Origin of the sequence: Streptomyces lushanensis (assembly GCF_001700515.1) — a bacterium.
GTDB classification, from domain to species: domain Bacteria; phylum Actinomycetota; class Actinomycetes; order Streptomycetales; family Streptomycetaceae; genus Streptomyces; species Streptomyces lushanensis.
In genome coordinates this window covers 1-19270 of sequence record NZ_MAUD01000332.1, presented here as the reverse complement: position 1 = coordinate 19270, position 19270 = coordinate 1, and the positions used below count along the sequence as shown (strand labels likewise).

Sequence of the window (19270 nt, the reverse complement as noted above, 5' to 3'; positions counted from 1 at the left end):
TCGTGCCGCTGGCCTGATCGCACAGAAGACCGTCGCCGCCGCCCGCCCGGGGCGTACCCGCCGCGCCCGGTAACACTCAGCCGTCGTGGTGCCCGTACATCGCCAGGATCTACTGACTCCTGGTAGAGCCCAACGTTCGTGGTGGCAGAAGCCGCGCCGTGCTCTTCCTTGATCTGCGCTGCGACCTGCCGAACGACCGCCATGGCTTTCACAAACAGCTCCTTGCCTCCGCCAGTGAGATCGATCAGCGACGAAGCCATCGCCTTCAAGGAGCGCAATGCCATCTCTCTCCCCTCCCAGCGCGGATCCAGGCTTCACAAGTAGCTGGTACGGCAACACCGCAATCGCGAACGCGGAATTCTGGACCGTCCCCATCTCGGCCTGCTCGACTACCTGGACGCCCAGTGGGATGGAGCGGTTAATGACCACGGCGGCCCGCATGCCGAATAGTTCGTGTGGCTACGGAATGGAAACAACGTTGACGGACAGCGAGTGACCGGTGGGCAGCAATGCACGATAGCAACGGCCCGGCCGGTGCCAGAGCGAACCCGTGTCGGGTACCAAGTCCTCCATCAGGCTTTGCGCAGCGTGATCGTTGGTAACGATGACGCGCACCGTGTGCGACCGGCTGTGGTCTGTGACCACCAACTCGTCCATATGCGGCTCTGCCTTCTGGGCCCATGCGGTCAGTGACCGCAGCACGTCTGCCGTCTCAAGGGTGGCCGTCGTGCGCTGCGGCAGGTCACGCATACCCAGCATCTGTGGGGCTGCGTTCGTGATAGCGACGATGAGGGTGTTCGCCCACCGCCCACCGCCCACGGACCCAGGCACCGTAGCGACCCGTCAGCACCTCACCGACCTTGAGGACGACCTGGAGCCGGGCCGCGACCTGATCGGCAGCCAGGCGCTGGTCAGCGAACTTGAGTTGATTCGGAGTGGCGACGATGGCGTACGGGCCATCGTCTGGGTCGTGGGTGAAGGTGATCGTGAGCGGCGGCAGCGGCCCGACATCGTCCAAGAGTCGAGCCACATCCTCGAGTTGCCGCACCAGATTCCGCATACGGAACAGCAGGCCGTAGCCGCTGCAGACTGTCACTCCGCAGGCCCTATCCCCCGGCCCCCGCAGAGCATGGCCCGCGTCTCCGGAATCATGCCCGCGTCCGCTGTCCGAAGGTAATGCGGTCGGCAGGAACCGCGGGTCGTACGGCGGGAAACCCGCGCTTCTCGGTGTAGGACGCCAGGATCGGGCCCAGGCCGAGCACCTCGTCGACCAGTTCGGCCACGAATCGGGCCAGACGCCCCTCGGGCAGCCACTCATCCAATGACGGCGGCAGCATCAGCATCTGATCGGGGACGAACGCCCGGAAGGTCTTCTTCACCGCCACCGTCGGCGAGGTCTCCGACTTCACCACCGCGGCCGGATCCACCTCGAACAGGCCATCCCCACCTGACATACCCATATGGAAGATCACGAACAGGAGGCGGCGTTGAGCTCAATCGCCTGATCGACCGCCAAGATCCGCGGACAGCGCCGCGTAGATGTACTCGCTGCCCCAGCGATCCCCGTCGAGGTCGTTCTCGACCAGGTGCGCCTCCCGGCGCATCCCGAGGCGCTCACAAACCCGCACAGACCCGGTGTTCTCCACATCCAGCCGGGCGTAGAGCCGGTGCACGCCCAGCGTGTCGAAGGCAAAACCGGCCAGCGCCGCGGCCGCCTCGGTCGCGTAGCCGTGCCCCTGGTGACCTGGGTCGAGAGTCCAGCCTATCTCGGCCTGGGCGGCGCGGGCATCGGCCAGGGCGAGGCTCACCTCGCCAAGGACGCCGGGCTCATCGCGTCGGCAGACAGCGAGCGCCAGCTTGTCCCCGTCGGCGTGCCAGGCCGTCTGCGCCGCGCGCTCGGCGGCAACCTGCTCGCTGCGCTCACGCGTGTGCGCCGGCCGGTACAAGTAGCGCGCCACGCTCGGCAGGCTCTGGTAGGCGTAAAGGTCGTCGGCGTCGCCGGGAGTGAACAGACGCAGCGACAACCGGGCCGTGGTCAATGGCAGCAGCGAGGCGACGTCCATGTGGACCTCCGGGACGCGGATGTGGATCAAGTTGCGGACTGATTTTCGCATCACGACTGCCCGGCAGCCACGTCTTTTCAAGAGCAGCGCTCGGCAGCCGCACTTCACCACGAGGCGCGGCTTCCAGAAGTTGTTTACTGACCCACGCTCCTAGCGCAGCAAGAGCCTGGGTGTCGGTTCCAGGCACAGCGGACAGCAGTAGGGGCGTAGGGGAGTACTGCCAGCGGTCATAAGCGGCCTGGGCGTGACCAGGGGGCATGAGAAAGCGTTTACCTAGAGATAGTCTGGTAGATTTCTTTTGTTGCCCGCCGCGTTTTGATGAGATTCATCCGGCGAACAGTGAATACTCTTCCACGAAGTAAAAGCGCCGCTGCCCGTCTTGCTCGCTTCTCTGCCCGCAAGCCCACCTGGTTTGAAGATTTCACAGAACCGCCCGCTGGCCGGCGGAATCAAATCTTCCGGCTGGAGCGCGGCCTGCGTCCTGCAGGGCCAGGAGGTGCCGTCGGACGCACAAGAAGGGCGCCTGAGGAAGCTCATCATGCCGGTGCGACCGCGTCGATCCATGCGTCGCCGGGCGGGGGTACGAAGAAGTAGCCGCCGCCGGTGGTGAGCAGGTACTTGGCCATCGCCTCACCCTCAAGCCGCTTCTGTACGGCCTCGAACCCCTTGGCGAGGTCCCGCTGGAAGCAGGAGAAGACAAGCCCGGTGTCGCCGTCGCCCCGGTCGTAGCTGTAGCTGCGGCGCACGAGGGGAGGCGGATTGCGGCGATCGGGCGCGGCAAGCCGTACATGCGCATCGAGCGGCGTCAGCCGTCCCTTGGGATCTGCGGCGAAGTTCGGTTGGTCGTCCATCGGCGTCCCGTCGAGCCATCGCCCGTCGCGGCGGCGCCCGATGATGCGCTCCTGCTCGTGCACGGAGTCCTTGTCCCACAGCTCGGTGGCGAACCGGATGATCCGCACGACCTGATAACTCCCGCCCACGGCCCACTCGGGCTCGCCCTGCCCGGCCCGTACGAGAGCCCGCTCGGCGGTCTCGCGCTCCCCAGCGGGATTCCCGAACCCCTCGGTGAAGTGAAAGGGATTACGGGCCAGCCCGCGCCCGTCCTCAACCCGATTACCGACCCGAAACCCCTCAACCCGCCACCGCACCCGCCATCCGGGAGCGGCGCCCAGGAACCGATCCAGGGCCTTCGCTACGTCCCCGGCCCGCTCCCCGGCAATCTGCACCAGCACATCGCCATGAGACTGCCCGGGATCCAGCAAATCCCCGGCGAAGGACGGCATCTCGGCCAACTGACGCGGACGGCTCGCAGCCGCCCCGAAGGCACCCACCGCCAGCCCCACCCCCACGCTGACCTCGGGCCTTGCCCCTGCCCGCAAGCCAGTCAGCAACGCCCGCAGAATCGCCGGGGACTCGCCCCTGCGAGCCCCACGATCGAGCGCGACCATGGCAACCCGACCCTCCGGCCGAACTTGCCGCAACTGCGCCGGCATCCGCTCTCCCGAGCCCCCGCCCCAGCTCTCGTCACCACCATCGCCACTGTAGGCACCGGCCCGCACACCGTAGACGGCGGCAGCGCCCCCCACCGCGAGCCCGGCCGCCGAAGAGGCAACCAGCAAAGATCTCCGTCTGACCACGCGTCTTCTCCCCCTGGGAAGGATTCAGTACACCGAATAGCGGAGACGGTGCGTGGCGACGAACGCCACACCGCACCCCGCAGATCTGGGCCCGCTCAAGACCGGCCGCCCCGCGCTCCACGGTCTGCCCCGCCCCACAGCCTGGCCCGCTTCCTGAACGGGCAAGGAGTCGGGGATCTCCGCGGCCTCCAAGTTCACCCGTCCTTGCCGGCTATGCCCGGTGCGATTCAACATCCGCTGCGTTTGACGCAATGGCCTACGGCCAGCGTTGTGGACCTGGAGACGCCCAGGTCGCGTCAGGCCCGCACGATCGTGCGGCCGCCGTCGTCGCCACTCCCTGTATCCGGAGCGCCACTGACCCCTGACCATCACTCGGTGTCACGAACTACCCGACCTCGGTGAGCTGCTATACCATCAAGTTCGAGGACCCTCCATAGCGCCCACTGCGACTGCACGCCGTCCGCGGGGCGGCTGCGGTCAGTCGGTGTCGGTGGCGGCCAGCACCGCGATCTCCTGGCCACCGGACCGCAATGCCGCGATGGCAAGATCCCAAGCGACTTCGTAGAACCATGTAGCCGCGGTGTCGACGCGGAACCAGTGCGTCTGTCGCATTAGTTCCGCCGTATGCGCAATCGGGGCGTTCGCCCGAGCTCCGGTCAAGCCTCCAAGGGAGCGCCAAGTGGCAAGCCTTCCGTATGCACCGTAGAGGCCGGAGCCGTAGGCCGGTCCACGCACTGCGGCGGTGAGCAAGACACGGAGCACCGACTCCGGAGTTGACGGATACAGCCGTGCCGGGGCCTGGTCTGCGGGCCAGGGAATGAGCGGCAGGAGCTTGAAGGCGGCTGGGAAGTCCTCCTCTGTCACTGGATCCGGTGACCAGAACTCCTGTGCGGCGATCTTGCCATTGGACTGGGTGCACCAGTGCTGCACGGCTGTGCCCATGACCTCGGCCGACGCCGGAACGCCGACCTCCGCCATCTCAATGCCGGCCACGCGCTGGTGCGTCGACGGCGTGGTGTACAGCTCGGGCGCGTCGAAGGACTCCAAGGGCGTGGGAGGCACTGTCCAGGTCCAGTCGTCCGCTGCACCCGGCGGGCGGCGCAGCCCGCGTTCCTCGGGCAGGAGGCTCAGTGGCAGCGCGGCGAGAGGGTGCCCCCCGGCTACGAGTGTCTCTGAGAAGGAACGGAGCGTGGGATACTCCTCGACCTCAGCCGAAACAAGCACCAATTCGTGGAGAAGGCACGCGGAGAATTCATGTGAATGCACCGACTCGCATTCCCGGGAAAACACCGATCGCGCAATTCCCTCAATGCGGTGGCCGTGGGCAACAAACAAGGCCAGCCGCCGCTCAGCCACAGTCCGCTCGGGGCCATCCATATGCGCCGAGGCGGGCACGCGCAGCAGGGTACGCAGGCTTTCCTGGCCTGGGTGAGCGGCCAGCGCGTGGAGAACATGATCCAGGACCACTCCGCAGTGCCCCTGGGGGTCCTTTCCAGCGGCGGCTTGGGTAACGAGCTCCACCCCGAGGTCACCAACCCAGCCGAACTCACAGGCGGAGACCCGCAAGTCGATCTCTGCGCACAACGCGAAGAGGTCCGCATCGTTGGCTTTGCATAGAGCCGCCACTGTGCGGGGGATGTCTTTGCTCATGTCGCGGATATTCCTCAATTTGAGCGCTCTCCAGGTAGGCTTGACCGGCCCATTTGACGGTCCCGGCCAAGCCTACCCAGACAATCCTAAGGCTTAAAGATCGGGTAGGCACTGAGGATGCGATTGGTAGCGGGATCAACCGCCATCCGGATATAGTCCTCACCATTCGTTCCAATCACCCTGCCCATGGGAATGGTGAACTGAAATTTGTCGTGGGGGTCCCTGATGGCCTGGGATCTCCTGGTCCACGCCTCGTCCACCAGGTCTAGAACCTTGTTCGGGCTCTTCTCAATGAAAACGGTGTGCGTCGCCCTGCTCGGGTTCCGCACACTATGAGCGAGAACATGGTCTATCTTTCCTGGTCTATAGACAAGGCCACCCGGCGACACAAAATCGCCGTTGCCCATGTCCGCGAAGGTGAACGGGCACTCATTGCTGTTATGCGCCAAGATCGGCGTGGTGCCTGCAAGCGCATAGTACGTGTGAAGGTCGTCAACGGTGAGGTTGTTGACGGTCCCCTTTTGGGTGCGGGTCGTGACCGCTGTGACTTGGGTCCAGGTGCCTGTGCTTGTCCGGAGCCACTGGCCCGGCTGGAGCTTCGCCGCCTCCACCCACTCGCGCAGGTCCGGGACCCAGAAGGGGTGGCCGTCCGTGGCGGTGAGCTTCGCCGCGCCGGAGCCGTCGTCGATCGTGATGTCGACCAGCGTCTTGTCGCCCGTGCCCTCGATGAGGGCCGTCACCTCTCTCGGGCCGCTCTCGCCCGTTTCCGGGTCCGTCGCCAGGACCTTGTCACCGATCCGGACGTCCTTGATGGCCTTGCGGGTGCCGTCCGCCATCAGGACCGGCGTGTCCGGAGTGAAACTGTTGCACCCGCCGCGGGCAGCGAGTTTGCCTCCGAGGCCGACGCCGAGCATGCCGCCCAGGCAGCCTCCGAGGGCCGACATGCCGACCTGGTTCCAGTTGACCTTGCGGCCTGACAGGCGCTGGGTGAGCCAGTCCAGACCACCGTCGAACAGCGCGCCGCCCACGCAGGCCGCGAGCAGCGGGTTGTTGCCGGACGGGTCGGTGTAGGTGGTCGGGGAGCTGAGTGCGTACTGGTAGAGGTTCGGGCCGCCGGCGTGGCCGATGGGGTCCTGGGAGATGAAGCGGCCGGTTTCCGGGTCGTAGTAGCGGTTGCGGTAGTAGAGCAGGCCGGTGCCGTCGTTCTCGCGGCCGGTGAAGGTGTACGGGTTGCTGGACGCGGCGCCCGTGGCGGTGGGCTGGCCGTAGGGGTCGTAGGTGTAGCGGGTCGCGACCGTGCCGTCCGGGTCGGCCAGGCCCACGACCGTGCCGAGGGCGTCGGTGAGGTAGACCTGCGTCGTGCCGTTCTCGGTCCGGGTCAGGTACTCGTCCAGGCCCGACGCGGCGACCGTCGCGGTCGTCCCGCCCGAACCCGACTGCTCCACAAGCGGGTTGGAGCCGTCCGTGAGGAACTTGCGGGTCGTCCCGCCGAGCGTGGTGCCGGTGCGGGTGCCCAGCGGGTCGTACGCGAAGCCGCTCGCCCTGCCGCCCGTCTCCGTCAGCCCGGCCAGTTCACCGCGCGCGTTCCAGTCGTACGTACGCTTCCCGTCCGAAGTGAGCTGCCCCTCGGCGTCGTAGCTGAAGGAGCGGCCGTTGAAGGTGGTAATCCGGTTGTCCTTGCCGAACACCGCCCCGCTCTCCGCCGCCGGCAGCGCCACACTCGCGAGACTGCCGGACAGGCCGGTCTGCAAGCCGCGTTCGTCGCGGGTGTAGGTCAGATCACCGACCCCGGCCCCGCCACGGGTGTAGGCGATCGCGGTGGTGACACCCGTCCTGTCGTAGCCGGTGGTACGGGTGAAGCCGCCCGGGAGGGACGCCGTCCTCTCCCGGCCCACCGCGTCCAGGCCGAAGGTGACCGCCTGGCTGCCCGTGGTGACCGAGGTGAGGATGGAGGACGTGTCGTAGCCGTAGCGCGTTGTCGTACCGGCGGCGGTCATCTCCGTACGGCGGTCCGCCGCGTCGTAGTCGTAACCGACCGTCCCTGTCGGGCCCGTGACCGTCTTTGTCCGGTCGTAGGCGTCATAGGTGAACGACTGCGCGCCCGCCACCGTGTCGGTGACGGTCTTCGGCAGGTCGACGGCGTCGTAGGCGTACGTCGTCGTGGACTCGGCCTGGCCCGCGAGATCGACACCGTACTTGGCGACGGTGGCCCGGCCCAGCAGGTCGTACTCGGCCGTCGCCACCTCACCGGTCCGGCTCGTCACCCTGGCGACGCGCCCGGCGGCGTCGTACCCGAACAGCGCCTGCGCGCCCAGCGGATCGGTGGCCGACTCCGGACGGTCCGCGTCGTCGTAGGCCCAGATCGTGGTGTTGTTCCGGGCATCCGTCAGACCGGTCAGATTGCCGTTCTCGTCATAGTCGAGAACGGTCGACTGGCCGAGCGGATCGGTCGTCCTCCGCGCCTGGTTGAGCACGTCGTACGTGACCGTGCTCCGCGCACCGGCCTCGTCCGTCATCACCACCGGACGGCCCGCCGCGTCGAGGAACTGGCTGCTCGTGCGGCCCTCCGCGTCCTTGACCCCGGTCAACTCGCCATGTTCGTAGGCGAATTCGGTGACCGCGCCCGAGGCGTCGGTGACGGTCTCCACCTGGCCGTCAGGAGTGTGGGTGAACGCCGTCTCCCGGTTCTGCGGATCGGTGACGGTCTCCAGGTCACCGTTGGTGTCGTAGGCCAGCCTGGTCGTGTTGCCCAGCGGATCGGTCACCGAGGTCGGCTGGTCGAACGGCCCGTCGTACACCGTCGTCCCCGACGAACGCGCCTGCGGCGTGCCGGCCAGCTCCTTCACCGACGTCACATAGCCGTTGGCGTCGTAACTCAGCTCGGTGCGACGGCCATACGGGTCGGTCACCGCGTCGATACGGTGGTACGAGCCGCGCTGGTACACGGTCCTGCGGGCGAAGCTGCTGCCGTACGCCTGCGTGTCCGACGCACCGTAACCGTCCCCGTCGAACTCCACCCGCCGCACCGCACCGCCCGGCTGCGTCACACTCGCCGCGGTGACACGGCCCGCGCCGCTGCCGGTCTTGGTGTAGTCGAAGGTGTACTTCGCGCCCTCGGTCAGGGTCTGTTCCTTGACCCGGCCGTCCGCGTCGAAGGTGTTGCTCATGTAGGTGATGCCGCGCGCGTCGACAGCGGTCCTGATCCGGTTCGATGTGCCGTCGTAGGTATAGCGGCTGATCTTCCCCGCCGGGTCGGTCACCGTCTCCAGACGGCCCGAGGAGTCATAGGTGTAGCCCGTGGTGCGACCGGTGTTGTCACGCGCGCCGGTGACGCGGTGCTGGGTGTCGTAGGAGAGGGAGATCCACCGGCCGCCGGGGGCGCTGATCCGGGTGATGTCGCCCCGCTTGCCCTCCAGACGGGTGACCCTGATGGAGTTGCCGTGCCGGTCACGGATCTCCTGCAGCGGCGCGTACTGGGGGAACAGCCACACCGTGCCGTCGCGGAAGGTCAGTTCCCAGCCGCCCTGGTATCCCTTCCACTCCAGCTTGGAGCCCCGGAAGCCCGACGGGCTGTCGAGGGGCTCGAAGACGGCGTTGGTCCAGTCGGTGCCCGGCGAGGTGCGGACGAAGTGGGTCTTGCTCCCGCCCGGGAGATACAGGTCCGTCTCCTCCCACTGGTCCTGCGAGTGAAAGAAGGCGTTGTAGATCAGGTCGCGGCCGATACCGAAGGCCCGCTTCTCGGGATCGCCCTGCCAGTACGTCCGGGTGATCTCGGCCGAGCCGCGCGAGTTGCCGACCGCGAGGTCCGTGCGGGAGTCGGTCAGCTTGCCCGTGGACAGCTCGACCGGGTCGCCGGAGAGCCAGTCGATCACGTCTTCGAGCCAGGTGTCGTCCCACGGGAGGATGTCGCCGGTGTTGAACATGGCGCCGTGGAAGGCCCAGACTCGGGTCTTGGCGTCCGGCACCACCTGGCGGCCGTCCGCTGACACACTGCCGTGGCCGTAGACGTACCAGCCCTTGCCCTTGGGGTCGTAGTCCATGAAGTCGACCCGGGTGCCGGGGGCTTCGCGTGTGTAGTTGGGATAGATGATCTGCGCGCCCTTGGGGAACACATACGTACCGCCGGGCTGCACGGTGAAGAACACCGGCACGACACCGTTGTCCGGCAGCGGGAACGGCGGCCGGTCGATCGGGATCGCCGTGATCCCCAGCTCCGTGACCGGCTTCCCCTTCTCGTCACGGACCACGGAGCCCTTCGGGATCCGCACCTCAAGGCCGGGAATCTTCGGGGTTCGAAGAACGACATCGGTCTTCGCCGGAGCCGCGAAACGCGCAGTGTGTTTCGTGTCCAGCGGTGTCATCCACACCGGGAAGCCGAGATCGACCGCCCGGCCCGCCTTGGGGTGGATACGGATGTCGTACCGGCCGTACTGGCGCTGCCCGGTGTTCGCGCTCGTACCGTCCACTACCAGGGTGGTCGCCTCGGCACTGATCCCGGCGAGCAGGAACCTGCCCCGCCCGTCCGTACGGCCCGACTTCCCGCCCACTGAGACCGTGACCCCGGCCAGCGGCTTGCCGTCGAGCTTCAGCACATGGCCCGTCAGTGCGGTGGACCGGGGCGGGGCGCGCAGCGCGGGCGGGGCCTTGGGGGCGTCGCCGCGGCGCGTCAGCCAGTCGTATCCCGCGAGGCTTCCCTTGTCGGGCTGCCAGGCGTCCGGACCCGTCGGCACGGAACCCGCCGCCGGCTTCGGATCCGCTTTCGTATCCGCACCCGCGTCCACGGTTCCGGCAGCGCGCACCCCACCGGGAGCTCCGGCAGCGGGTGCGATGTCCGCCGCGGTCCTGGCGCCGCGGGCGAGTGCGGTCGTGGTGAGTCCGAGGTTGTACGTGCCGGTGCGCAGGGAGTTCGGGTCGACCGAGAGCGTGTACGTACCGGCGGCCGGGAGCGCCGGGAGGGCGTAGGACACCGTCGACGCGCTCATCGAACGTCCGTCGACCAGCCACTTGCCGTCCGGGCCGAAGACGGAGAGCGACCAGGCGCCCGGTGGTGTGTCCAGGCCGAGGGTGAGCTTCTGGCCCTGGGTGCCGGTGAAGGTGTAGTGGGCGTTCTGGCCCGCCGTGGCGATCGTGACCGGCTTGCGCGCACCGTTGACGGCGAGCGTTCCGCCGTTCACATCGGCCACGAGTGTGGCTGTGGTCTTGCCCGTGGCCTCGCCGTTGGGGCGTACGAAGACTCGGTGGGTGCCCACCGCCAGGGGCGCCAGGAGGTCGCCGTCCAGAGCCGACTTGCTCAGTGAGCCGAGGCTCGTCTCCTCGCCCGCGGGATCCCGGTGGATCAGTGCCGATGTCTTGGTGAGGGTGGTGTCGCCGAAGACGACGGCGGCTCCGTAACCCGCCACCGCGTCGAGCGTGAACTCCAGTTGTGCCCCCGGCCGGGTGATCTCACCGGTACGAGAGGGCGTTCCGGCCGACAAGGCGCCGGGCTTGATGGGCTTGGACAGCCACAGCTTCATCGCGCCGGTCGCGGCCTTGCCCGGCTCGAACACCAATGAGTAGGCGGTTCCCGGGGTCAGATCCGTCAGGTAGTAGGTGTCGGATGCCGTGCCCGACACACGCCCGACGAGTGTGCCCGTACCGCCGTCGGGCCCGATCAGCCTGATCTCGGTGGACTCCGCGATGGTGTTCGCAGTGACGGCCAGTCCGAGGGAGCTAGCGTCCGGTGCGGTGAAGCGTGCCTGTACGCGCTGTCCCGGGCGGGCCACCGTGATCGGCTGTTGCGAACCGTCGGCGGTGAGCGACGCCTGGATCTCCGGGGACAGGGTGAGGCCGAACGTCCCTGACGTGCCCTTGTTCGGGTCCAGAATCACACGGTACGTGCCAGTCTCCGGCAGAGCGGGCAGCGGAATCGTCGTTGACGTGCCTGCGGTGACGTTCTCCCTGTCGACCACCTCCTCGCCGGAGGGCGCGAGCACGGTCAGATCGACGTACTGGGGGAAAGTGCTGGCGGTGGCACCGAGCGAAAGGCGGGCGCCCGCCTGCCCCTCGAAGGACGATTCGGCGTTCTGCCCCAGCCTGCTGACAGCGACCGCCACCGCGCTGCCCGTGGTGGACAGTTGGGCCAGGGCGACCGGGCGCGAGAGCGTCATGGTCAGCTTGCCGGTCGCGACCGGGCTGCTCGGGTTCACAGCGATCGTGTACGTACCGGTGGCCGGCAGCGCCTCACTGTCCCACTGGCCCACGTCACCGTCCGGCGCAAGGAAGTAGTCCAGCAGCTCGCCGTCCGGCTGAACGATCTCAACCCTGGTGGACGTGCCGAACCCGGCCGCCGTCGCACCGATGGACACCCGCTGCCCGGCCACCCCGGCAAACCGCGCCCGCCCGTCCTGCCCCGGCCGAACAATGTTCAGATCGACCGCCGGACCGGTCGCGTCGAGCGTGCCCGCATCCGCGTAGTGCGAGCCGGTCACCTTCACCGTGCCCAGCGCCGCCGCGTCCGGGTCGAGTTGGAGAGTGTACGTACCGGACATGGCCAGGGTGTCGACGTCCAGGGCGCCCAGCCGGGTCCCGGTTACATAGACCTTGTCGACCTCCTCGCCGCTCGGATCGTACAGACGCGCATAGGCCGACTTGGCCAGTCCGGTCGCGTCGATACCCAGGCTCAGCGAGTCACCCAGCACAGCCGGGAAGGTCAGCAGACGGTCCTGACCGGGACGGGTGAACGGCACCTCCACCGTGGCTCCGGTCAGGCTCAGCGACGACACGAGCGGCTTCGACACGGTCACCTTCACCGAGCCGATATTTCCCGTCCCCGGGTCGACGATCACCGAGTACTGGCCACTGACCGGTACGTCGATCATCTCCCAGTCCCCCGCGGAACCCGTATACGTGGCCGACTCCAGCCGCTTGCCCTGCGGGTCCAACAGCCGCACGGTCACAGTGGAGTTGAAGGTCGACTCGGTGAAGCCGACGCTGATGTCGTCGCCGGCGTCCGCGTCGAAGATCACCTGCGCCTGATTCGCCGGGGTGGTCACCGACACCGTCGGCGGAGTCTCGTCCGTGACCGACGTCTCCTCCGATGTTTCGATCACACCGGCCCCAGTACCCGCGGTCACCTTGAACGTACCGGCGGACGTAGCCCGTCCGTCGGGGGTGGCCACCTCGACCGGACCCGTCGCCGCACCCACCGGGACCACCACGGTCAGCGCGGTGTCGGTACGCGCGGTGATCTCGGCGATGACGCCGCCGCCGAACCGGACCACGTTGTCGGTCGTGACCGGTGCGAAGCCCGAACCCGTCAGGACCACCTGAGTACCCGCATAGCCGGAGGCCGGTGCCACCGTCGTCACCGAGGGCGCCGGAGCCGCCAGGGTGAAGGTTTCCGGGGACTGAGCCGTGGTGCCCGCGACCGTCACCGAGACCTTCGCGGTCGCCGCCGCCTGCGGAACCTTGACCTTCAGACGGGTCGCGGACGCCGACACCACCTCGGCCGGCTTGCCGCCGAACGAGACCGCGTTGGCGGTCGGCGTGGTGGAGAAGCCCGTGCCGGAGAGCGTCACGGTCGCGCCGACCGCGGCCCTGATCGGCACCAGAGACAGCACCGACAGGGTCGTCGAGGCGAAGCGGTCGACGCCCAGGCGGTTACCCGCCGCGTCGTAGCGGTAGCGGGCCGTCTCACCGTCCGGGTCCGTCAGACCGACCAGGCGGCCCGCCGCGTCGTACGCGTAGACAGCGTTGTCAGTCGTCGGACCGACGGCCGGCGCGTCAGCGGCAGACGGGCTGTCAGCAGCCTGCGGGGCCGGGGCCGCCGGTTGTCCCGCAGTGGCCAATGGTGTCGGCCGCGGATCGGCGGACGGCGCCGCCTCCGCCGAAACCAGACCCGCCGACAGCGTCAGCACCAGCGCACCGACCGTCAACGACCGCCAGGACCGCCAACGCGCGGACAGACCTGATCCGAACCGCTCCCTGTGCGTACGCACACGCCCTCCCCAGAGCAACACCAGATGGCCACAGGTGACCCAAGCAGCCCACACTTCCCACACGGGCTGTTACAACGTACACACATGTGGTCACAGTGGCACGCGATTAAGCGAGTTCATGCCAACGTTCAAGGTCGAGTAGCCCTGGGTTCACGTTAAAAGAGCGGACGCCTCCCAGCAGACCGGACCGATCACCCTCCCCCACAGCTCCGCACAACCGATGGCGGGCCCCTCGACGGTCGCTTGCTGCACGCCTGTCCACCGGCTGGCCACAGTGGCGATCACGGGGCCGCAGAAGGTGGCCCCCGCGCAGGCGGGGGTGTTCCGGTATCTCCTGCTTTGCCGCGACCGCTGCCAACGTGGTCCCCGCGCAGGGACCGGCCCCGGGAACAGCATCGAAACCATGCTCGGGCCAGCGACCCCGCCCACGTCTCGACGGGCACTATTTGCGCTGGTCAGCGATCCGCTGCCGCCGTACCACCAGCAGACGAAGAACCTGCTGGGCGCTCTGCTGATGTGGCCGAGCATGACTGTTTGACACCAAAAATCTCCGGCACCTCTGCCTCGTGAACTTCCCCATCAGGCCAGCTGACCAGCGACGCAGCACACACCTGACGCCCCATCAGAACGAGCGTCAAATGAGCGTCAGGAGCGTCATTTCAGCGTCAAGATATCGCCCGTAACGCCCACACCGCACATAATGCGCACGGACAAAACCGCAGGTCAGGAGCCCTTCCCCACCGGCTCAAGGATCGCCACGCACTCCACGTGGTGCGTCATCGGGAACAGGTCGAAGGCGCGCAGGGTGCGGGGGCAGTAGCCGCCTTCGCGGAAGTAGGCCAGGTCGCGGGCGAGGGCCGCGGGGTCGCATGCCACGTAGGCGATGCGGCGCGCGCCCAGGGTGGAGAGGTGTCTGACGGTCTGTTTGCCGGCGCCCGCGCGCGGCGGGTCCAGGACGATCAGGTCCGTCTCGGTGATCCGGGTGCGCGGCAGGACCTGGTCGACCTTGCCCTGTTCGATACGGACCCGGGGCAGGTCCTGGAGGTTGTGCCGGGCGTCCTCCACCGCGCGCTTGCCGGACTCGATGCCCAGCACAGCGCCGGTCTCCCCGACGCGCTCCGCGATCGCCCCGGCGAACAGGCCCACCCCGCAGTACAGATCGAGCGCGGTCTCGCCCTTCCTCGGCATCAGGCCCTGCATCACGGCCTCGACGAGCAGTTGGGGAGCGCTTGGGTGCACCTGCCAGAAGCCGCCCATGCCGACGCGGTACGTACGGCCGTCGGCGCGCTCGCGCACGAAGGCGCGGCCGTGCACCCGGTGCACTCCCCCGTCGTGCTCCTCCACGCGCAGTACGGACACGGGCCTGTCCAGTTCCACCAGCGGCAGCCGGCCGCCCTCGCGCGGGGTCAGGATCACCTGACGGTCGCCGGAGCCCGAGGCCGCGATCGCCTCGACCGTGGCGATCTGCGGCCATTCCCGCCGCTCGACGCCCAGTTCGCCGACGCCCTCGGTGGCGATCATGCAGTGCTCGACCGGCTCGACATCGTGCGAGCGGTGCCGGCGCAGTCCCGCGCGCCCGTTCTCGTCGATCGCGTACTGCACGCGCGAGCGCCACGCGGGTACCTCGCCCGTCGGCAGCTTGTCGCCCGGCGCGGGCATGACCGTCCCGTCCCAGCCCGCCTCCTCGGGGGTGAGACCCGCGAGCCGCTGGAGCTGCTCGGCGATGACCTCGCCCTTGAAGCGCCGCTGCGCGCCGGGCTTGGCGTGCTGCCAGTCGCAGCCGCCGCAGCGTCCGGGGCCGGCGTACGGACAGGGCGCCTCGACCCGGTCCTTGGAGGCGTCGATGATCTCGACCGCGTCCGCGCGCAGGAAACGCGAGTCCTCGTCGCCCTCCGTCACCCGGACACGGACCTTCTCGCCGGGCAGGGCGTGCCGTACAAAGAGCACCCGGCCCTCGTCGGTACGGGCGACGCAGTGGCCGCCGTGCGCGACGGGGCCCACCTCGACCTCGTACTCCTCCCCGATCAGCGAAGCCTGCGGTTCTGTGTGCATGACGGGGTGGCTCCAAGGATCAAGAGGGGCGGGGGGCATCAGGGGCGGGACGGCAAGGGCGGCGGGCGCCAACGGCTGGGGACGTCGACGGCGAGGGGCATCGGGAGCGGTACGGCGAAGCACCAGCCCACCAGTCTACGTGCGCCTCACCGGGCCGCCCGCCACACGCGGCTCAGCCCTTGTCCTTCCCGCCGCCGGCGGCGCCACCACGGCCCGCGGCCCCCGCGTTCCCCGACTCCCCCGGCCGCGCGTCCACGGGTCCTCGCCGCACCGATCCCGGCGCCGTGTACACCCGCCGCTTCTTCGCCCGCTGCTTCGCCAGCTCCGAGGATTCGAGCTGGTACGGGACCGACGTCACCATGACCCCGGGCGTGAAGAGCAGCCGCCCCTTGAGCCGCAGCGCGCTCTGGTTGTGCAGCAGATGCTCGTACCACCGGCCGACCACGTACTCCGGAATGTAGACACTGATGGCGTCGCGCGGATTCTCGGTCCGCAGGCCGCGTACGTACTCGATGACCGGCCGCGTGATCTCGCGGTACGGGGAGTCGAGGATCTTCAGCGGCACATTGATGCCACGCCGCTCCCACTCCTCCTTGAGTGCCTTCGTCTCGGCCTGGTCGACGCTGATGCTCAGCGCCTCCAGGGTGTCCGAGCGCATCAGCTTGGCGTACGCGAGCGCCCGCAGCGTGGGCTTGTGGACCTTGGAGACCAGCACGATGGAGTGCACGCGGGAGGGCCGGACGCTGTCGTCGGACGGGCCTTCCTCGGCGGCGATCTCGTCGGAGACCCGGTCGTAGTGCTTACGGATCGCGGTCATCGTTCCGTAGAAGATCACCATGCCCAGCAGCGCGACCCAGGCGCCATGGGTGAACTTGGTGGCGAGGACGACGATCAGCACCAGCCCCGTGAAGAAGGCACCGAAGGTGTTGATCGCGCGCGAGCGGATCATATGACGGCGCTTGGCCGCGTTCCGCTCGGTCTTGAGATGGCGGTTCCAGTGCCGGACCATACCGGTCTGGCTGAGCGTGAAGGAGACGAAGACGCCGACGATGTAGAGCTGGATCAGCCGGGTCGAGTCCGCGCCGTACAGGCCCACCAGCAGAGCCGCGGCGCCCGCCAGCAGCACGATGCCGTTGGAGAACGCCAGCCGGTCGCCGCGGGTGTGGAGCTGCCGCGGCAGATAGCGGTCCTGCGCGAGGATCGAGCCGAGCAGCGGGAAGCCGTTGTACGCGGTGTTGGCGGCCAGGAAGAGCACGAGCGCGGTGGCCGCGGCGAGCAGGACGAAGAAGAACGTGCCGTCCCCGAAGACCGCGGCGGCGACCTGGGAGATCACCGGGTTCTGCACATAGCCCGAGCCGACGGGGACCCCGTCCCTGAGCAGATCCGTCCCGGGGCTCTCGGCCATCTTCACATCGGTGGCCATGGCCAGGGCGATGATGCCGCAGAACATGGTGACGGCGAGACCGCCCATCAGGGCGAGCGTGGTCGCCGCGTTCCTGCTCTTCGGCTTGCGGAAGGCCGGCACACCGTTGCTGATCGCCTCCACACCGGTCAGCGCGGCACAGCCGGAGGAGAAGGCCCGCAGCAGCAGGAAAACGAGCGCGAAGCCGGCCAGTCCCTGTTCCTCGGGCTTGATCTGGAAGTCGGCCGTCGGCGCTCTCATGGAGTCGCCGAACGCCAGCCCGCGGACCGCGCCCCAGGCGATCATGATGAACACGGCACCGACGAAGACATACGTCGGGATCGCGAAGAGCTTCCCGGACTCACGGACGCCGCGCAGATTCATCAGCGTCAGCAGCACGATTATCGCAATGGCGCAGAGGACCTTGTTCTCCACGACGAAGGGGATCGCGGAGCCGAGGTTCTCCACCCCGGAGGAGATCGACACGGCCACGGTCAGCACATAGTCGACGAGCAGCGCGCTGGCGACGGTGAGACCGGCCTTGGGGCCGAGGTTGGTGGTGGCCACCTCGTAGTCGCCGCCACCGCTCGGGTAGGCGTGCACGTTCTGCCGGTAGGAGGCGACCACGGTGAACATGAGCACCACCACGGCCACCGCGATCCACGGGCTGAAGTGGTAGGCCGACACACCCGCGATGGACAGGACCAGGAGGACTTCCCCCGGCGCGTAGGCCACCGAGGACAGCGGGTCGGAGGCGAAGACGGGCAGCGCGATGCGTTTGGGGAGGAGTGTTTCCCCCAGCCTGTCGCTACGCAGCGCCCGCCCGATCAGAATCCGTTTGGGCACGTCGGTCAGTTTGGACACGACAGGATGCTATGCGTTCGAACAGTCGCCCGTGCGGGCAGCACCCCTCTCTCTTGTCAGGTCGTGCCCCACCATGGATGACTGGATTGTCACCCCCGCCGCATAAGCTCGACCCGGGGGATCGTCGTACACGGTGTCCCGCTTGGTGCCCGGCAGGTCGAGAAGGAAGAGTGAACAGGGTGTTTTCGCAGGTCAGCAAGGCGACCAGGAGTGCGGGGTAAGTCCACGTGCACATCGTCATCATGGGCTGCGGCCGGGTGGGAGCCGCACTCGCGCAGACCCTGGAGCAACAGGGGCACACAGTCGCCGTCATCGACCAGGACCCCACCGCGTTCCGCCGGCTCGGCTCGGGTTTCGGCGGCCGTCGCGTCAGCGGGGTCGGGTTCGACCAGGACACCCTGCGCGAGGCGGGGATCGAGGAAGCCGGTGCCTTCGCGGCGGTGAGCAGCGGAGACAACTCGAACATCATTGCCGCGCGGGTGGCCCGCGAGATGTTCGGCATAGAGAATGTCGCCGCCCGTATCTACGATCCGCGGCGTGCCGAGGTCTATCAGCGTCTGGGCATTCCGACCGTGGCCACGGTCCGCTGGACCGCCGACCAGATGCTGCGCCGTCTGCTGCCCTCGGGCGCCGAGCCGCTGTGGCGGGACCCCAGCGGCGGGGTGCAGCTGGCCGAGGTGCATACGGCATCGAGTTGGGTCGGGCACAAGATCAGCACGCTCCAGGAGGAGACCGGCGTACGCGTCGCGTTTCTCACCCGGCTCGGCGAGGCGATGCTGCCGACGTCCCAGACGGTGCTTCAGGAGGGCGATCTCGTCCACGTGATGATGCGCACGGACGACATCGAGAAGGTCGAGGCGGCATTCGCCGAGGGCCCGGACGGAGGCGGGATCTGATGCGTGTCGCGATTGCCGGGGCAGGTGCGGTGGGCCGTTCCATCGCGGGCGAGCTGCTGGAGAACGGACATGAGGTCCTGCTGATCGACAAGGCGCCGACGGCCATCTCGGTGGAGCGGGTGCCGCTGGCCGAGTGGCTGCTGGCGGACGCCTGTGAGATCACTTCGCTGGACGAGGCGGCGCTCCAGCGCTGCAATGTCGTGATCGCCGCGACCGGGGACGACAAGGTCAATCTGGTCGTCTCCCTGCTCGCCAAGACGGAGTACGGCGTGCCGCGGGTGGTGGCCCGGGTCAACAACCCGAAGAACGAATGGCTGTTCAACGAGGCCTGGGGCGTCGATGTCGCGGTCTCGACACCGCGGCTGATGTCCGCGCTGGTCGAGGAGGCGGTGAGCGTCGGCGATCTGGTACGGCTGCTGCGCTTCAGCCATGGCGACGCGAATCTGGTCGAGTTGACGCTGCCACCGGAGTCGGCCGTGACCGGCACGCTGGTGGGCGATGTGATCTGGCCCGAGGACACCTCGCTGGTGACGATCATCCGGGGCACGCGCGTGCTGACGCCGAACCCGGAGGAGACGCTGGAGGCGGGTGACGAGCTGCTCTTCGTGGCGGCGCAGGCCCGCGAGGAGCAGTTGGAGGACCTGCTGTCGGTCCGCCGCGAGGACGCGGCGGGCTGACCACGCCCTTGATACGCCCTTCATGGGACCTCATGGGAAAGGGCCCGGCACCT

At 68.2% G+C, this 19270-nt stretch carries 11 protein-coding genes and 1 pseudogene; 3 read left to right on the top strand and 9 right to left on the bottom strand.

Features of this window, described 5'->3' with window-relative positions; all coding sequences use genetic code 11:
* Nucleotides 1-459: 459 nt before the first annotated feature.
* The 7 genes and pseudogenes from BFF77_RS24710 to BFF77_RS36315 form a co-directional block, all read right to left on the bottom strand.
* Nucleotides 460-750: a hypothetical protein gene (locus BFF77_RS24710; RefSeq protein WP_141698518.1), complete on the bottom strand. Its 291-nt coding sequence runs from the start codon at nt 748-750 to the stop codon at nt 460-462.
* Entirely contained in the window at nt 743-1096 is a 354-nt protein-coding gene (locus BFF77_RS35295; RefSeq protein ID WP_141698517.1) for a hypothetical protein, read from the bottom strand. The genes BFF77_RS24710 and BFF77_RS35295 overlap by 8 nt, the downstream gene beginning before the upstream one ends.
* Before the next feature lie 61 nt (nt 1097-1157).
* Nucleotides 1158-1379 (bottom strand): annotated as a pseudogene (locus BFF77_RS24700) (transposase); the annotation flags it as partial.
* Nucleotides 1380-1493: 114 nt separating this feature from the next.
* Complete coding sequence (locus BFF77_RS24695; RefSeq protein WP_066953549.1) at nt 1494-2063, bottom strand: GNAT family N-acetyltransferase; 570 nt, start codon at nt 2061-2063, stop codon at nt 1494-1496.
* Between the two features lie 536 nt (nt 2064-2599).
* On the bottom strand, nt 2600-3511 hold the full coding sequence (locus BFF77_RS24690; RefSeq protein ID WP_079125463.1) for a Dyp-type peroxidase: 912 nt from the start codon (nt 3509-3511) through the stop codon (nt 2600-2602).
* Nucleotides 3512-4177: 666 nt separating this feature from the next.
* Complete coding sequence (locus tag BFF77_RS24685) at nt 4178-5350, bottom strand: DUF6183 family protein (protein WP_066953547.1); 1173 nt, start codon at nt 5348-5350, stop codon at nt 4178-4180.
* Nucleotides 5351-5436: 86 nt separating this feature from the next.
* Complete coding sequence (locus tag BFF77_RS36315) at nt 5437-13326, bottom strand: RHS repeat-associated core domain-containing protein (RefSeq protein ID WP_079125462.1); 7890 nt, start codon at nt 13324-13326, stop codon at nt 5437-5439.
* A 403-nt stretch (nt 13327-13729) separates the two neighbouring features.
* Between BFF77_RS36315 and BFF77_RS37810 the strand changes: the two genes are divergently transcribed.
* On the top strand, nt 13730-13864 hold the full coding sequence (locus BFF77_RS37810) for a hypothetical protein (RefSeq protein WP_281196592.1): 135 nt from the start codon (nt 13730-13732) through the stop codon (nt 13862-13864).
* Between the two features lie 185 nt (nt 13865-14049).
* Here the strand turns inward: BFF77_RS37810 and BFF77_RS24675 are convergent, their stop codons facing one another.
* Both BFF77_RS24675 and BFF77_RS24670 read right to left on the bottom strand, forming a co-directional pair.
* On the bottom strand, nt 14050-15378 hold the full coding sequence (locus BFF77_RS24675; RefSeq protein WP_066953544.1) for a class I SAM-dependent RNA methyltransferase: 1329 nt from the start codon (nt 15376-15378) through the stop codon (nt 14050-14052).
* 172 nt (nt 15379-15550) lie between these two features.
* Nucleotides 15551-17644 carry an APC family permease gene (locus tag BFF77_RS24670; RefSeq protein ID WP_066953543.1) on the bottom strand — a complete coding sequence of 698 codons (2094 nt, stop codon included), beginning with the start codon at nt 17642-17644 and terminating at the stop codon, nt 15551-15553.
* 227 nt (nt 17645-17871) lie between these two features.
* On the opposite strand from BFF77_RS24670, the gene BFF77_RS24665 reads away from it, so the two are divergent.
* Together BFF77_RS24665 and BFF77_RS24660 are read left to right on the top strand one after the other, a co-directional pair.
* Nucleotides 17872-18540 carry a potassium channel family protein gene (locus tag BFF77_RS24665; RefSeq protein ID WP_066953542.1) on the top strand — a complete coding sequence of 223 codons (669 nt, stop codon included), beginning with the start codon at nt 17872-17874 and terminating at the stop codon, nt 18538-18540.
* Entirely contained in the window at nt 18540-19217 is a 678-nt protein-coding gene (locus tag BFF77_RS24660) for a potassium channel family protein (RefSeq protein WP_066953540.1), read from the top strand. The genes BFF77_RS24665 and BFF77_RS24660 overlap by 1 nt, the downstream gene beginning before the upstream one ends.
* Nucleotides 19218-19270: the final 53 nt, after the last annotated feature.